General features: G+C 65.3%; 10 protein-coding genes and 3 rRNA genes. All 13 read left to right on the top strand.

Annotated features, from left to right (window positions below; translation table 11 throughout):
• The first annotated feature begins 19 nt into the window (after positions 1-19).
• The 13 genes from JSX79_RS10910 (at position 20) to rrf (ending at position 16,366) form a co-directional block, all read left to right on the top strand.
• The gene (locus JSX79_RS10910; protein ID WP_070418528.1) at positions 20-1,843 is read left to right on the top strand and encodes an acetolactate synthase large subunit; all 1,824 of its coding nucleotides are present in this window, start codon (positions 20-22) and stop codon (positions 1,841-1,843) included.
• The gene (gene ilvN / locus JSX79_RS10905; RefSeq protein ID WP_022907763.1) at positions 1,840-2,340 is read left to right on the top strand and encodes an acetolactate synthase small subunit; all 501 of its coding nucleotides are present in this window, start codon (positions 1,840-1,842) and stop codon (positions 2,338-2,340) included. The genes JSX79_RS10910 and ilvN overlap by 4 nt, the downstream gene beginning before the upstream one ends.
• 117 nt (positions 2,341-2,457) lie before the next feature.
• Complete coding sequence (gene ilvC, locus JSX79_RS10900) at positions 2,458-3,483, top strand: ketol-acid reductoisomerase (protein ID WP_070418529.1); 1,026 nt, start codon at positions 2,458-2,460, stop codon at positions 3,481-3,483.
• Positions 3,484-3,692: 209 nt separating this feature from the next.
• The gene (locus tag JSX79_RS10895) at positions 3,693-4,883 is read left to right on the top strand and encodes a mannitol-1-phosphate 5-dehydrogenase (RefSeq protein ID WP_070418530.1); all 1,191 of its coding nucleotides are present in this window, start codon (positions 3,693-3,695) and stop codon (positions 4,881-4,883) included.
• Positions 4,884-4,944: 61 nt separating this feature from the next.
• Positions 4,945-5,385: a hypothetical protein gene (locus tag JSX79_RS10890; RefSeq protein ID WP_070418531.1), complete on the top strand. Its 441-nt coding sequence runs from the start codon at positions 4,945-4,947 to the stop codon at positions 5,383-5,385.
• Positions 5,382-5,762: a hypothetical protein gene (locus JSX79_RS10885; protein WP_070418532.1), complete on the top strand. Its 381-nt coding sequence runs from the start codon at positions 5,382-5,384 to the stop codon at positions 5,760-5,762. The genes JSX79_RS10890 and JSX79_RS10885 overlap by 4 nt, the downstream gene beginning before the upstream one ends.
• Before the next feature lie 156 nt (positions 5,763-5,918).
• On the top strand, positions 5,919-7,508 hold the full coding sequence (gene serA, locus JSX79_RS10880) for a phosphoglycerate dehydrogenase (protein ID WP_071294936.1): 1,590 nt from the start codon (positions 5,919-5,921) through the stop codon (positions 7,506-7,508).
• Positions 7,509-7,521: 13 nt separating this feature from the next.
• A complete protein-coding gene (locus JSX79_RS10875; protein WP_229086206.1) occupies positions 7,522-8,589 on the top strand; it encodes a 3-isopropylmalate dehydrogenase in 1,068 nt (355 codons plus the stop codon).
• 15 nt (positions 8,590-8,604) lie between these two features.
• A complete protein-coding gene (locus JSX79_RS10870; protein WP_092386564.1) occupies positions 8,605-9,714 on the top strand; it encodes a branched-chain amino acid aminotransferase in 1,110 nt (369 codons plus the stop codon).
• Between the two features lie 30 nt (positions 9,715-9,744).
• Positions 9,745-10,515, top strand: coding sequence for a fumarylacetoacetate hydrolase family protein (locus tag JSX79_RS10865; protein WP_070418535.1), 771 nt, complete (start codon positions 9,745-9,747; stop codon positions 10,513-10,515).
• Positions 10,516-11,013: 498 nt separating this feature from the next.
• A 16S ribosomal RNA gene (locus JSX79_RS10860) occupies positions 11,014-12,535 on the top strand.
• 448 nt (positions 12,536-12,983) lie between these two features.
• Positions 12,984-16,113, top strand: a 23S ribosomal RNA gene (locus tag JSX79_RS10855).
• Positions 16,114-16,249: 136 nt separating this feature from the next.
• Positions 16,250-16,366 (top strand): 5S ribosomal RNA (gene rrf, locus JSX79_RS10850).
• The 16S, 23S and 5S rRNA genes sit together here, the layout of an rRNA operon.
• Positions 16,367-16,370 lie beyond the last annotated feature (4 nt).

Raw genomic sequence — 16,370 nt, 5'->3', positions numbered from 1 at the left:
TCCAGGCAAGGAACACCTCATGCCCACGGAAGCCACTCCGCTGTCCGCGGCCGCCGGTGCACGCCGGACGCCGGAGATCCTGACCGGCTCGGGAGCCGTCCTCCGGACGCTCGAGCACCTCGGGATCACCGACGTCTTCGGCCTGCCGGGCGGTGCGATCATCCCGTTCTACGACGAGCTCATGGCGTCGCAGACGATCCGCCACGTCCTCGTCCGGCACGAGCAGGGCGCCGGCCACGCCGCCGAGGGCTACGCCTCGGCGTCCGGCAAGGTCGGCGTCGCCATCGCGACCTCGGGCCCCGGTGCGACGAACCTCGTCACCGCGATCGCTGACGCCTACATGGACTCGGTGCCGTTCATCGCGATCACCGGCCAGGTCTTCTCGACCCTGATGGGGACGGACGCCTTCCAAGAAGCCGACATCGTCGGCATCACCATGCCGATCACGAAGCACTCGTTCCTCGTGACCGACCCGGCCGACGTGCCGGCGACCCTCGCCGCGGCGCACCTCATCGCGACGACCGGACGCCCCGGCCCCGTGCTGGTCGACATCACGAAGGACGCCCAGCAGAAGTCGGCGCCGTACGTCTGGCCGCCGAAGATCGACCTGCCCGGCTACCGTCCGGTCACCAAGGCGCACGGCAAGCAGATCACCGCGGCCGCGCAGCTCCTCGCCGAGTCCGAGCGCCCGGTGCTCTACGTCGGCGGCGGCGTGATCCGCTCCCGGGCGACCGCCGAGCTGCTCCGCTTCGCCGAGGCCACCGGTGCGCCGGTGGTCACGACGCTGATGGCACGGGGCGCCTTCCCCGACTCGCACCCGCAGCACCTCGGCATGCCCGGCATGCACGGCACCGTCCCGGCGGTGCTCGGCCTGCAGGACAGCGACCTCATCATCGCGCTCGGTGCCCGCTTCGACGACCGCGTGACCGGCAAGGCCGACGAGTTCGCGCCGAACGCCAAGGTCGTGCACGTCGACATCGACCCGGCCGAGATCTCGAAGATCCGCTTCGCCGACGTCCCGATCGTGGGCGACGCGAAAGAGGTCCTGGTCGACCTGCTCGACGCGTGGGGCGGCATCCCGACCGACCAGCGTGCGAGCACCGCCGAGTGGTGGGCGAAGCTCGAGCAGCTCAAGGTCGACTTCCCGCTCGGCTACGCGGAGCCGACGGACGGACTGCTCGCGCCGCAGGCCATCATCAAGCGCATCGGCGAGCTGAGCGGCCCCGAGGCGATCTACGCCTCCGGCGTCGGGCAGCACCAGATGTGGTCGGCGCAGTTCATCAAGTACGAGCGTCCGAACGCCTGGCTGAACTCCGGCGGTGCGGGCACGATGGGGTACTCCGTCCCCGCTGCGATGGGCGCGAAGGTCGCCGAGCCGGACCGCGTGGTCTGGGCGATCGACGGCGACGGCTGCTTCCAGATGACCAACCAGGAGCTCGCGACCTGCGTCATCAACGACATCCCGATCAAGGTCGCGATCATCAACAACTCGTCGCTCGGCATGGTGCGGCAGTGGCAGACGCTGTTCTACGACGGCCGCCACTCGTTCACCGACCTCGAGACCGGCCACGACTCGCGCCGCGTGCCCGACTTCGTGAAGCTGGCGGACGCGTACGGTGCCCTCGGCATCCGCGTCGAGAAGGCGGACGAGGTCGACGCCGCCATCCAGCTCGCCCTCGAGACCAACGACCGCCCCGTGGTGATCGACTTCGTCGTGAGCCGCGACTCGATGGTCTGGCCGATGGTCCCGCAGGGAGTCAGCAACTCGTCCATCGAGTACGCCCAGGCCCTCGCCCCCACCTGGGACGACGAGGACGCCGACATGACGGGGGAAACCGCATGAGCCACGTCCTCTCCCTCCTCGTCGAGGACAAGCCGGGTCTGCTGACCCGCGTCGCCGGGCTGTTCGCGCGCCGCGGGTTCAACATCGAGTCCCTCGCGGTCGGCAACACCGAGGTCGACGGCCTCAGCCGGATCACCGTCGTCGTCGACGTCGAGGACCTCCCGCTCGAGCAGGTGACGAAGCAGCTCAACAAGCTGGTCAACGTCATCAAGATCGTCGAGCTGGACTTCTCCCAGTCCGTCCAGCGCGAGCACATGCTCGTGAAGGTGCGGGTCGACAACCAGACGCGCTCGGCCGTGCTCGAGGCAGTGAACCTGTTCCGTGCGCAGGTCGTCGACGTCGCGAACGACTCGCTCATCGTCGAGGTGACCGGCGACCCCGGCAAGATCCAGGCGATCCTCCGCGTGCTCGAGCCCTACGGCATCAAGGAGCTCGCCCGTGCGGGCCTCCTCGGCATGGGCCGTGGGCCCAAGAGCATCACCGACCGGGTGCGCTGACCGCGACCCGTGACGGACTGGAGGCGCGGGTCGCCACCCGCACCGCGCCTCCAGGCCGTCTCCTCCCGACTCACCGCAACCAACGCTTCCCGAACCGACCACAGGAGAACCACCACCGTGACTGACATCGTGTACGACGCCGACGCCGACCTGACGCTCATCCAGGGCAAGAAGGTCGCCGTCATCGGGTACGGCTCGCAGGGCCACGCCCACGCCCTCAACCTCCGCGACAGCGGCGTCGAGGTCAAGATCGGCCTGCAGGAGGGCTCGAAGAGCCGCCAGAAGGCGGAAGAGGCCGGCTTCGAGGTCCTCACCCCGGCCGACGCCACGGCCTGGGCGGACGTCGTCGTCATCCTCGCGCCGGACCAGGTCCAGCGCATCGTCTACAAGGACGACATCGAGCCCAACCTCAAGCCGGGCGCCACGCTCGTCTTCGGCCACGGCTTCAACATCCGCTTCGGCTACATCCAGGCGCCGGAGGGCGTCGACGTGTCGCTCGTCGCCCCCAAGGGCCCGGGGCACACCGTGCGCCGCGAGTACGAGGCCGGCCGCGGCGTCCCCGTGATCGTCGCCGTCGAGGTCGACGCGTCCGGCTCCGCCTGGGACCTCGCGTGGTCGTACTCGAAGGCCATCGGCGGCCTCCGCTCCGGCGGCATCAAGACGACCTTCACCGAGGAGACCGAGACCGACTTGTTCGGCGAGCAGGCCGTCCTGTGCGGTGGCACCTCGCAGCTCATCCAGTACGGCTTCGAGACCCTGGTCGAGGCCGGCTACCAGCCGCAGATCGCCTACTTCGAGGTCCTGCACGAGCTCAAGCTCATCGTCGACCTCATCTGGGAGGGCGGCCTCACGAAGCAGCGCTGGTCGATCTCCGACACGGCCGAGTTCGGTGACTACGTCTCCGGCCCGCGCGTGATCTCGCCCGAGGTCAAGGAGAACATGAAGGCCGTCCTCGCGGACATCCAGAACGGTGCCTTCGCGAAGCGCTTCATCGACGACCAGGACGCCGGTGCGCCGGAGTTCAAGGCGCTCCGCGCGAAGGGCGAGGGCCACCCGATCGAGGCGACCGGTCGCGAGCTGCGCGCCCTCTTCGCGTGGAAGTCGAACGACGCCGACTACGTGGACGGTTCCGCCGCGCGGTAGTCTTCGCAACACCACTCGACGACGAGGCGGCGGTGCACCCGCACCGCCGCCTCGCGATGTGACCCGAACGTTATGCAGCACTTCACCACCAGCCCCGACGCCGCCCACCGGCGTCCCCTCGGCGTTCCCGGGGACGTTTCGCGACGACCGTCGTCCGGCCCGGACATGGGCGGTCCTCAGGTCGTCGTCCAGCATGGGAGGATCGTCGGATGGCGGTGACGAAGCGAGCGGTCCACATCGGCGCCGGCAAGATCGGACGCGGGTTCGTGGGGCAGTTCCTGGTCGCGAGCGGCTACGAGCTCACCTTCGTGGACGTCGACGACCGCGTCGTCTCGGCACTGAACGAAGCCGGCCGGTTCGTCGTGCACGAGGTCGGCGAGATGCCGGTCGAGCACCTCGTCTACGGGTTCACGGCACTCAGCAGCAAGACCGACCGCGAGCAGGTCGTCCGGGCCATCGCCGAGGCCGACGTCGTCACGACCGCGGTCGGCGCCCGGACCCTCCCGCTCGTCGCCCCCGTCATCGCCGAGGGGCTGGCGGCCCGGCCGCTCGACCGGGGCGACGTCACGATCGTGGCGTGCGAGAACGCCTTCAACGCGACGGACTCCCTGCACGCCAGCATCCGTCGTGCCCCCATCCTCGAGGACCGCGACATCGCCGCCGTCTTCGCGAACTGCGCCATCGACCGCATCGTCCCCGACCAGTCCGGGGTGCTCGGCCAGTCCGGCGGCCTCGACGTCGTGCTCGAGCCGTTCTACGAGTGGGTCATCGAGCGCACGCCCTTCGCCGACTCCGACGCCGAGCCGCCCGCGATCGACGGCGTGACCTGGGTCGACGACCTGCAGCCGTTCGTCGAGCGCAAGCTCTACACGGTGAACACCGCGCACGCGACGGCCGCCTACCACGGCTACGTCCGGGGCATCCGCCTCATCCGCGAGGCACTCGAGGACGAGGCCGTCCGCGCCGAGGTCGACGGCGTCCTCGCCGAGACCACCGCGCTCCTCGTCGCCAAGCACGGCTTCGACCCGGAGGAGCACGCGCGCTACGTCGCCGCGAACCTCTCCCGCATCGCGAACCCGCACCTCCCGGACACGACCGTCCGCGTCGGACGCAACCCGCTCCGGAAGCTCGGCCGCCGCGAGCGCTTCGTCGGCCCGGCCGCGCAGCTCGCCGAACGCGGGCTCCCCGTCGACCACCTGCTCGGCGCCGTGCGCGTCGCGCTCGACTTCGACGACGAGAACGACCCCGAGTCGATCGAGCTGCACGCGCTGCTCCGCTCGGGTGCGACGGCACACGCCCTCACCGAGATCCTCACCGGCCTGATGGAGAGCCACCCGCTGTTCCCCGCGGTGCGCGAGGTCGTCGCCGAGGTCCTCGAGACCCAGCCCGCCGACGTCTGACCGGCGGCCGCACCGGTCGTCCGTGGTCGAGCCGGAGCGGCACGCCTCGTAGAATCGAGGCATGACCACGGCAGCATCCCCGCCCGACGGCTCGGTCGACCACGACGACGACGCCCTCAGCTGGGGCGACGCCGACGACGCGACCCACGTCGACGCGGCGCACAACCCGGTCACCGTCAAGGAACGCTCCGGCCGTGACCCCGAGGCCCCCGAGACCTCCGGCGCGCTCATCGGGTTCGGCGTCTTCGGTGGCCTGTACCTGCTCTACACGGTGGCCTGGCTGCTCACGGCCTCGACCTCGTACGTCTCGGACGTCGACACCGTGCTGACCGTCTTCGTCGAGGTCCTCCGGTTCCTGTCGATCGTCGCACCGGCGCTGTGGTTCACCGTCGTGCTCTGGGCCGGCCGTGGACAGCGCACGCGGAGCCGTCTGCTGTGGATGCTGCTCGGCGCCCTCGTCCTCTTCCCGTGGCCGTTCCTCATGACGCGGAGCTTCGGGTGACCGCCGCGACGCCGACCGTCCGTCGGTCGTCCCGGGCGTTCGTCGGCAAGGTCGTCGTCTGGCTCGTGTTCGCCCTGCTGTTCGCGTACATGACCGTGCAGAGCGTCGGCAACCTCGTGACCGTCTCGCAGTCCGTCCGCGCGTTCAACGCGTTCCTCGGCACGACGTCCGGCGGCGACTCGCTGGCCCGCAGCACCCCGTGGGTGTGGCTCGTGCTGGACATCGCGATCGCGCCGATCGCGTTCGTCGTCGCGCTGTGGGTGAGCCGTCGCGCGCGGCTCGCGGTGACGATCGGCGTCTTCGTCCTCGCGTTCGCCGCCGCCGGCGCGCTGTGGCTCGATCTGCAGCTCTTCGTGCCGCGGCTGCTGGATTTCTGACGTTCCGTCCGACGGCCAGGAGGCGCGGTGCCGGCTGGCACCGCGCCTCCCGTCCGTCGTGTGGTCGCCCACCGGACCGCCCCTGCGGTCGTAACCACGTGCGCACGTCGATACGATGGTGGGATACCGCCCGTCTCGTGTGAGGAAACTGCAGCTGTGCCGAAGCCGGTCGTCCTGATCGCCGAAGAACTCTCGCCCGCCACAGTCGACGCCCTCGGGCCCGACTTCGAGATCCGGAACGTGGACGGTACCGACCGCCCCGCCCTCCTGGCCTCCCTCGCCGACGCGCACGCCATCCTGGTGCGCTCCGCCACCAAGGTCGACGCCGAGGCGATCGCCGCGGCCCCGAACCTCAAGGTCGTCGCCCGTGCCGGTGTCGGCCTCGACAACGTCGACATCAAGGCGGCCACCACCGCCGGGGTGATGGTCGTCAACGCGCCGACGTCGAACATCATCTCCGCCGCCGAGCTCACGGTCGGCCACATCCTGTCGCTCGCGCGCCACATCCCGGCCGCGCACGCGTCGCTCGCCGCCGGCACCTGGAAGCGCTCCGCGTACACCGGTGTCGAGCTGTACGAGAAGACCGTCGGCATCATCGGCCTCGGCCGCATCGGTGCGCTCATCACCCAGCGCCTGCAGGCGTTCGGCGTCCAGGTGATCGCGTACGACCCGTACGTCACCACGGCCCGTGCCCAGCAGCTCGGGGTCGAGCTCGTCTCGCTCGAGGACCTGCTCAAGCGTGCCGACTTCACCACGATCCACATGCCGAAGACGCCGGAGACGGTCGGCATGATCTCGGACGACCAGTTCGCGCTCATGAAGCCGACCGCGTTCGTCGTGAACGTCGCCCGTGGCGGACTGATCGACGAGGACGCGCTGCACCGTGCGCTCACCTCGAACACGATCGCCGGCGCCGGTCTCGACGTCTTCGTGTCCGAGCCCCCGAAGGACTCGCCGCTCGTCGCGCTCCCGAACGTCGTCGTCACGCCGCACCTCGGTGCCTCGACGGACGAAGCGCAGGAGAAGGCGGGCGTCTCGGTCGCCAAGTCCGTGCGGCTCGCCCTCGGCGGCGAACTCGTCCCCGACGCGGTCAACGTCGCCGGTGGCGTCATCGACCCGTACGTGCGCCCGGGCATCCCGCTCGTCGAGAAGCTCGGTCAGGTGTTCACCGGCCTCGCGACGTCGCCCGTCACCAGCATCGACGTCGAGGTGCACGGCGAGCTCGCCGAGTTCGACGTCAGCGTGCTGAAGCTCGCGGCGCTCAAGGGCGTCTTCACCGACGTCGTCAGCGACCAGGTGTCCTACGTCAACGCACCGTTGATCGCCGAGCAGCGCGGGGTCACCGTGCGGCTCATCACCGACTCGGACAGCCCCGAGTACCGGAACGTGCTCACGATCCGCGGGGCCCAGTCCGACGGCCCGGCGATCAGCGTGTCCGGTACGCTCACCGGCCCGAAGCAGGTCGCGAAGCTCGTCGAGATCAACGGTCACGACGTCGAGGTCGCCCTCGCCGAGCACCACGTGGTGATGGAGTACACCGACCGGCCCGGCATCGTCGCGGTCTACGGCAAGGAGTTCGGCGACGCCGGCATCAACATCGCGGCGATGCAGATCTCGCGGGAAGCCGCCGGCGGCCAGGCGCTGAGCGTCCTCACCGTCGACTCGCCGGTCCCGGCCGAGATCCTCGAGCACGTCCGGTCCACGATCGACGCGGCCTCGCTCCGCGAGATCGACATCACGCTGTAGGGGAGTGGCGGACATGACGCAGACCGTGAAGCTCGCGGTGATCCGCGGGGACGGCATCGGACCCGAGGTGGTCGACGAGGCACTGAAGGTCCTGCACGCCGTGCTGCCGGACGACCTCGTGGTGGAGGAGACCCCGTTCTCCCTCGGTGCCGACCGGTTCCTCGAGACCGGTGACATCCTCACCGAGGACGACATGTCCGCCATCGCCACCCACGACGCGATCCTGCTCGGCGCGGTCGGTGGCGACCCCCGCGACCCCCGGCTCGCCGGCGGGATCATCGAGCGCGGGCTGCTGCTGAAGCTGCGGTTCGCCTTCGACCACTACGTGAACCTGCGCCCGACCGTCGTCTACCCGTCGGTCACGACGCCGCTGACGTCCCCCGGTGACGTCGACTTCGTGGTCGTGCGCGAGGGCACCGAGGGACCGTACGTCGGCAACGGCGGCGCCATCCGCGTCGGGACCCCGCAGGAGATCGCGACCGAGGTCTCGTTGAACACCGCGTACGGCGTCGAGCGCGTCGTCCGGTACGCGTTCGAGCTGGCGGACCGGCGGCCGCGCCGGCACCTCACGCTCGTGCACAAGAGCAACGTCCTGGTGCACGCCGGAGCCCTCTGGCAGCGCACCGTCGCGGCCGTCGGGCAGGAGTACCCGGACGTCACGGTGGACTACCAGCACGTCGACGCCGTCACCATCCACATGGTGCGCGAACCTGCTAGGTTCGACGTCATCGTCACCGACAACCTCTTCGGGGACATCATCACCGACCTGGCCGGCGCGATCAGCGGCGGCATCGGTCTGGCGGCCTCGGGCAACATCAACCCGGACGGCACCTTCCCCAGCATGTTCGAGCCGGTCCACGGCTCCGCGCCGGACATCGCGGGTCAGCAGAAGGCCGATCCCACGGCCGCCATCCTGTCCGTCGCACTGCTGCTCGACCACATCGGTCGCAGCGACCTCGCGGCGGCGGTCACGCGGGCGGTCGAGGCCGACCTCGCCGACCGGGGCACCTCGCAGCGTCGCACGGCCGAGATCGGCGACGCCATCGCCGCCGCGGCCACGGCACGCACCACCACCGCCTGACAGGAGTCTCCCCGTATGAGCACCGACACCGACTTCGGACTCGCGTTCGCCACCACCCCCTCACCCGAGCGCCGTGCCGCCGCCGAGCGCGAGGAGATCCTCGCCGACCCGGGCTTCGGCAAGCACTTCACGGACCACATGGCCACCGTGCAGTGGACGCTGGACGCCGGGTGGCACGATGCCTCGGTCCACCCGTACGGGCCGATCAGCCTCGACCCCAGCGCGAGCGTCCTGCACTACGCGCAGGAGATCTTCGAGGGGCTGAAGGCCTACCGGCACGCCGACGGCTCGGTCTGGACGTTCCGCCCGGACGCCAACGCCAAGCGCTTCCAGCGGTCCGCGCGGCGTCTCGCGCTGCCGGAGCTGCCGGTGGAGACCTTCGTCGACTCCATCCGCGAGCTGGTCCGGACCGACGTCGACTGGGTGCCCTCGGCGGCCGAGACGAGCCTGTACCTGCGGCCGTTCATGATCGCGACCGAGTCGTTCCTGGGGGTGCGTGCGGCACAGGCGGTGGCGTACCACTGCATCGCGAGCCCGGCGGGGGCGTACTTCACCTCCGGACCGAAGCCGGTGTCGATCTGGCTGTCCACGAACTACGCCCGGGCCGGCAAGGGCGGCACGGGTGCGGCGAAGACCGGCGGCAACTACGCCTCGTCGCTCCTGCCCCAGCAAGAGGCGTACGAGCACGGCTGCCAGCAGGTCATGTTCCTCGACTCGGTCGAGGGCAAGTACCTCGAAGAACTCGGGGGCATGAACGTCGTGCTGGTGAAGGCGGACGGCACGCTCGTCACACCGGACTCCGACTCCATCCTCGAGGGCATCACGCGCGACTCGATCCTGCAGCTGGCGGAGGACCGCGGGCTGCGCGTCGAACGCCGTCGGGTGACCCTCGACGAGTGGCGTGACGGCGTCGAGGACGGCTCCATCACCGAGGCCTTCGCGTGCGGGACCGCCGCCGTCGTGACCCCGATCGCGGAACTCCGCGGCGAGGGCTTCACGATCGGGTCGCCGACCGTCGGGGCCGGCGAGCTGACGATGTCCCTGCGCGACGAACTCACCGACATCCAGTACGGCCGCCGTCCCGACCCGCACGGGTGGATGACGCGCCTGACCGACCCGGCCTGAACGCACACCACACGTCGATAGGCTCCAACGGTGAAGATCGCACGGTTCAGCAGCAAGGGCGAAGACCCCCGGTACGGCATCCTCGACGAGCGCGACCTGGTCGTGCTGGCGGGTGACCCGATGTACCAGGGGTTCGAGACCACGGGGGAGCGGGTGCCCCTGGCGGACGCCAAGCTCCTCGCCCCCGTCATCCCGCGGTCGAAGGTGATCGGCGTGGGGCTCAACTACGCCGAGCACGCGTCCGAGATGGACGAGCGCTCCGGGGACGACCCGGTGGTGTTCCTCAAGCCCAACACGTCGGTGATCGGCCCCGAGGACCCGATCCGTCTCCCCGCCGGGGTCGGACGCGTCGACCACGAGGGCGAGCTCGCCATCGTGATCGGCTCGCTCGCGAAGAACGTCACGCGCGAGGACTTCGCGAGCGTGATCCTCGGCTACACGATCGCCAACGACGTGACCGCCCGTGACCTGCAGGCGCGCGACGGCCAGTGGACCCGGTCCAAGGGCTTCGACACCTTCTGCCCGCTCGGGCCGGCGATCGAGACCGAGATCGACCCGTCGGACATCCGCATCGAGACCCGCGTGGACGGCGACCTGCGCCAGGTGGGCTCGACGAGCGAGATGGTGCACGACATCCCGTCCCTCATCGAGTTCGTCTCGTCGATCTGGACGCTCCTGCCCGGCGACGTCATCCTGACCGGCACCCCTGCCGGCGTCGGCGAGATCCGCGACGGCGAGGTCGTCGAGGTGACGATCGAGGGGATCGGCACACTCAAGAACCCGGTCATCGCCAAGCACTGACACGCGTCACCGAACGGCCCGCTCCCACCGTGGGGGCGGGCCGTTCCGCGTCTCCGCGCGGATCGGCCCGTGCGACACGCCCGGGGTGCGGGACGGTTGGCGGGGCCCCCGGGGCCTGTGTAGAGTAATCACTCGTTGCCGCTGAGGCGGAGAACGGAACGGCCGAGACGGTCACCGGAGCGAACGCCCCGGAGATGCAGTCCGGACGGGGTCCCGCTCAGGCAACGAATCCCGATGACGATCTACTCTCGAAGTGGTCTGTTCGGGGTGAGACGAAATGCCTCTCTGACGACGCTCGTGTTCCACGGGTCGAGTGGGGAGTGCGTCTGGTCCTTGAGAACTCAACAGCGTGCACATTGTCAATGCCAATTTATTGACCCCGTGACTCATCAGCTTGCTGGTGGGTTCGGAGACAATTCCTTTTGGATTGAAGATTGTCAGTAGACAGTCAACAGTCAGAATCAACTCGCTGACGCTTTCGGGTGTTGGTTGTAATTTTTTACGGAGAGTTTGATCCTGGCTCAGGACGAACGCTGGCGGCGTGCTTAACACATGCAAGTCGAACGATGATGCCCAGCTTGCTGGGTGGATTAGTGGCGAACGGGTGAGTAACACGTGAGTAACCTGCCCCTGACTCTGGGATAAGCGTTGGAAACGACGTCTAATACTGGATATGATCACTGGCCGCATGGTCTGGTGGTGGAAAGATTTTTTGGTTGGGGATGGACTCGCGGCCTATCAGCTTGTTGGTGAGGTAATGGCTCACCAAGGCGACGACGGGTAGCCGGCCTGAGAGGGTGACCGGCCACACTGGGACTGAGACACGGCCCAGACTCCTACGGGAGGCAGCAGTGGGGAATATTGCACAATGGGCGAAAGCCTGATGCAGCAACGCCGCGTGAGGGATGACGGCCTTCGGGTTGTAAACCTCTTTTAGTAGGGAAGAAGCGAAAGTGACGGTACCTGCAGAAAAAGCACCGGCTAACTACGTGCCAGCAGCCGCGGTAATACGTAGGGTGCAAGCGTTGTCCGGAATTATTGGGCGTAAAGAGCTCGTAGGCGGTTTGTCGCGTCTGCTGTGAAATCCCGAGGCTCAACCTCGGGCTTGCAGTGGGTACGGGCAGACTAGAGTGCGGTAGGGGAGATTGGAATTCCTGGTGTAGCGGTGGAATGCGCAGATATCAGGAGGAACACCGATGGCGAAGGCAGATCTCTGGGCCGTAACTGACGCTGAGGAGCGAAAGCGTGGGGAGCGAACAGGATTAGATACCCTGGTAGTCCACGCCGTAAACGTTGGGCGCTAGATGTAGGGACCTTTCCACGGTTTCTGTGTCGTAGCTAACGCATTAAGCGCCCCGCCTGGGGAGTACGGCCGCAAGGCTAAAACTCAAAGGAATTGACGGGGGCCCGCACAAGCGGCGGAGCATGCGGATTAATTCGATGCAACGCGAAGAACCTTACCAAGGCTTGACATACACCGGAAACGGCCAGAGATGGTCGCCCCCTTGTGGTCGGTGTACAGGTGGTGCATGGTTGTCGTCAGCTCGTGTCGTGAGATGTTGGGTTAAGTCCCGCAACGAGCGCAACCCTCGTTCTATGTTGCCAGCGCGTTATGGCGGGGACTCATAGGAGACTGCCGGGGTCAACTCGGAGGAAGGTGGGGATGACGTCAAATCATCATGCCCCTTATGTCTTGGGCTTCACGCATGCTACAATGGCCGGTACAAAGGGCTGCGATACCGTAAGGTGGAGCGAATCCCAAAAAGCCGGTCTCAGTTCGGATTGAGGTCTGCAACTCGACCTCATGAAGTCGGAGTCGCTAGTAATCGCAGATCAGCAACGCTGCGGTGAATACGTTCCCGGGCCTTGTACACACCGCCCGTCAAGTCATGAAAGTCGGTAACACCCGAAGCCGGTGGCCTAACCCTTGTGGAAGGAGCCGTCGAAGGTGGGATCGGTGATTAGGACTAAGTCGTAACAAGGTAGCCGTACCGGAAGGTGCGGCTGGATCACCTCCTTTCTAAGGAGCATCTGGCTCGTCGTGTCCTTCGGGGGACGGTGGGTCCAGGCGCCGGATCGAGACGAACGTTCTCGCCGGTAGCTCATGGGTGGAACATTGACAGTGCAGTCGGGAGCGCAGCTTTCGACCTCAGTACGCCGGGGCCTTCGTGGTTCGGGTTGGAACGGGTTGGGGGTGAGCGGGTCGGCTGGTGCACGTTGTTGGGTCCTGAGGGACCAGGCTTCTCGGCCGAGTGTGGTCGGGGGTTGAGCCGTGACTGGGGCCTTTGGGTTCTGGTTGGGTTCTTCGGTGGGCCGCATGAAGCTGGGAGCGTTGCTCCTGGGGGAGTGTGGTGCCGATCGTATGTTGAGAACTACACAGTGGACGCGAGCATCTTAGATCGCTCGTGACGATGATCAGGCCCTCGGGTGTGGTGATTGTTCGAGTCGATCGCAATTTTAATCTTTGTGGTCAAGTTTCTAAGAGCAAACGGTGGATGCCTTGGCATCTGGAGCCGAAGAAGGACGTAGAAATCTGCGATAAGCCTCGGGGAGCTGATAATCGAGCTGTGAGCCGAGGATTTCCGAATGGGGAAACCCCGCTGGGCGCTTTTGTGACCTGGTGACTCCCGCCTGAATATATAGGGCGGGTAGAGGGAACGTGGGGAAGTGAAACATCTCAGTACCCACAGGAAGAGAAAACAACATGTGATTCCGTGAGTAGTGGCGAGCGAAAGCGGATGAGGCTAAACCGATCATGTGTGATAGCCGGCGGGCGTTGCATGGTCGGGGTTGTGGGACACGTCGCTCAGTTCTGCCGGACTGGGGCGGTTACAGCGCATCATAGTCGAACCGGTTTGAAAGCCGGGCCGTAGTGGGTGCCAGCCCCGTAGACGAAATGGTGTTATGGCCGGATGTGTATCCCAAGTAGCACGGGGCCCGAGAAATCCCGTGTGAATCTGTCAGGACCACCTGATAAGCCTAAATACTCCCAGATGACCGATAGCGGACAAGTACCGTGAGGGAAAGGTGAAAAGTACCCCGGGAGGGGAGTGAAATAGTACCTGAAACCGTTTGCTTACAAACCGTCGGAGCCTCCTTGTAGGGGTGACGGCGTGCCTTTTGAAGAATGAGCCTGCGAGTTAGTGATATGTGGCGAGGTTAACCCGTGTGGGGCAGCCGTAGCGAAAGCGAGTCTGAATAGGGCGATTCAGTCGCATGTCCTAGACCCGAAGCGAAGTGATCTATCCATGGCCAGGTTGAAGCGACGGTAAGACGTCGTGGAGGACCGAACCCACTTCAGTTGAAAATGGAGGGGATGAGCTGTGGATAGGGGTGAAAGGCCAATCAAACTTCGTGATAGCTGGTTCTCTCCGAAATGCATTTAGGTGCAGCGTTGCGTGTTTCTCGCCGGAGGTAGAGCTACTGGATGGCCGATGGGCCTCAACAGGTTACTGACGTCAGCCAAACTCCGAATGCCGGTGAGTGAGAGCGCAGCAGTGAGACGGTGGGGGATAAGCTTCATCGTCGAGAGGGAAACAACCCAGACTACCAACTAAGGCCCCTAAGCGTGTGCTAAGTGGGAAAGGATGTGGAGTTGCATAGACAACCAGGAGGTTGGCTTAGAAGCAGCCACCCTTGAAAGAGTGCGTAATAGCTCACTGGTCAAGTGATTCCGCGCCGACAATGTAACGGGGCTCAAGCACACCGCCGAAGTTGTAGATTTCGCACAGTCGATAAGCCTTCGTGGTTCAGTCGTGCGGAGTGGTAGGAGAGCGTCGTGTGGCGAGTGAAGCGGCGGAGTGATCCAGCCGTGGACGCTACACGAGTGAGAATGCAGGCATGAGTAGCGAAAGACGGGTGAGAAACCCGTCCTCCGAAAGACCAAGGGTTCCAGGGCCAGGTTAATCCGCCCTGGGTAAGTCGGGACCTAAGGCGAGGCCGACAGGCGTAGTCGATGGACAACGGGTTGATATTCCCGTACCGGCGAACAACCGCCCAAGCTAATCCAGTGGTGCTAAGAGTCCTAACCCGTGTTGACCGGATCCCTTCGGGGTGATGGCGTGCGGTCTAACGCTCGACCCCATGCTGGTGCGGTTAGCGTATGAACAGGTGTGACGCAGGAAGGTAGCTGAGCCAGGCGATGGTATCCGTAAGGTGATCCTGGTGTAAGGATGTAGGGCTGACGATAGGCAAATCCGTCGTCTAGATGCCTGAGATCCGACGCGTACCCGTAAGGGGAAATCAGTGATCCTATGCTGCCGAGAAAAGCATCGACGCGAGGTTGCAGCCGCCCGTACCCGAAACCGACTCAGGTGGTCAGGTAGAGAATACCAAGGAGATCGAGAGAATCGTGGTTAAGGAACTCGGCAAAATGCCCCCGTAACTTCGGGAGAAGGGGGGCCGGACACGTGATGCGGACTTGCTCCGCTGAGCGTTGAAGGCCGCAGAGACCAGTGGGAAGCGACTGTTTACTAAAAACACAGGTCCGTGCGAAGTCGCAAGACGATGTATACGGACTGACGCCTGCCCGGTGCTGGAAGGTTAAGAGGAAGGGTTAGCCTTTGGGCGAAGCTCTGAATTTAAGCCCCAGTAAACGGCGGTGGTAACTATAACCATCCTAAGGTAGCGAAATTCCTTGTCGGGTAAGTTCCGACCTGCACGAATGGCGTAACGACTTCCCAGCTGTCTCAACCGCGAACTCGGCGAAATTGCACTACGAGTAAAGATGCTCGTTACGCGCAGCAGGACGGAAAGACCCCGTGACCTTTACTACAGCTTGGTATTGGTGTTCGGTGTGGCTTGTGTAGGATAGGTGGGAGACTGTGAAGCGGGCACGCTAGTGTTCGTGGAGTCATTGTTGAAATACCACTCTGGTCACTCTGGATGTCTAACGTAGGACCCTGATCGGGTTCATGGACAGTGCCTGGTGGGTAGTTTAACTGGGGCGGTTGCCTCCCAAAGAGTAACGGAGGCGCCCAAAGGTTCCCTCAACCTGGTTGGCAATCAGGTGGCGAGTGTAAGTGCACAAGGGAGCTTGACTGTGAGACTGACAGGTCGAGCAGGGACGAAAGTCGGGACTAGTGATCCGGCAGTGGCTTGTGGAAGCGCTGTCGCTCAACGGATAAAAGGTACCTCGGGGATAACAGGCTGATCTTGCCCAAGAGTCCATATCGACGGCATGGTTTGGCACCTCGATGTCGGCTCGTCGCATCCTGGGGCTGGAGTAGGTCCCAAGGGTTGGGCTGTTCGCCCATTAAAGCGGTACGCGAGCTGGGTTTAGAACGTCGTGAGACAGTTCGGTCCCTATCCGCTGCGCGCGTTGGAAATTTGAGAAGATCTATCCCTAGTACGAGAGGACCGGGATGGACGAACCTCTGGTGTGTCAGTTGTTCTGCCAAGGGCACCGCTGATTAGCTACGTTCGGACCGGATAACCGCTGAAAGCATCTAAGCGGGAAGCCGTCTTCGAGATGAGATTTCCATGCACCTTGAGTGTGAGAGGCTCCCAGCAGACTACTGGGTTGATAGGCCGGATGTGGAAGCGGGGACTAACGACCCGTGGAGCTGACCGGTACTAATAAGCCGAAGACTTGACAACACAACTATTTCCCACACCTTTGGTGTGGGGCTCGCGTCCACTTTGTGGTTCCCGACAGACGATCGGGAACAAGAAACTGAACACCGCGCATGCGCGGAACAGCTTTCGAACTTCCAAGCGATTGGGTCGAAGGTGTTCCGGTGGTCATAGCGAGAGGGAAACGCCCGGTCACATTCCGAACCCGGAAGCTAAGCCTCTCAGCGCCGATGGTACTGCAAGGGGGACCTTGTGGGAGAGTAGGACGCCGCCGGACTCAA

It is taken from the genome of Curtobacterium sp. GD1 (assembly GCF_020882855.1).
GTDB lineage: Bacteria > Actinomycetota > Actinomycetes > Actinomycetales > Microbacteriaceae > Curtobacterium.
The sequence above is the reverse complement of the archived record's forward strand: the minus strand, read 5'-3'. Positions and strand labels throughout refer to the sequence as shown.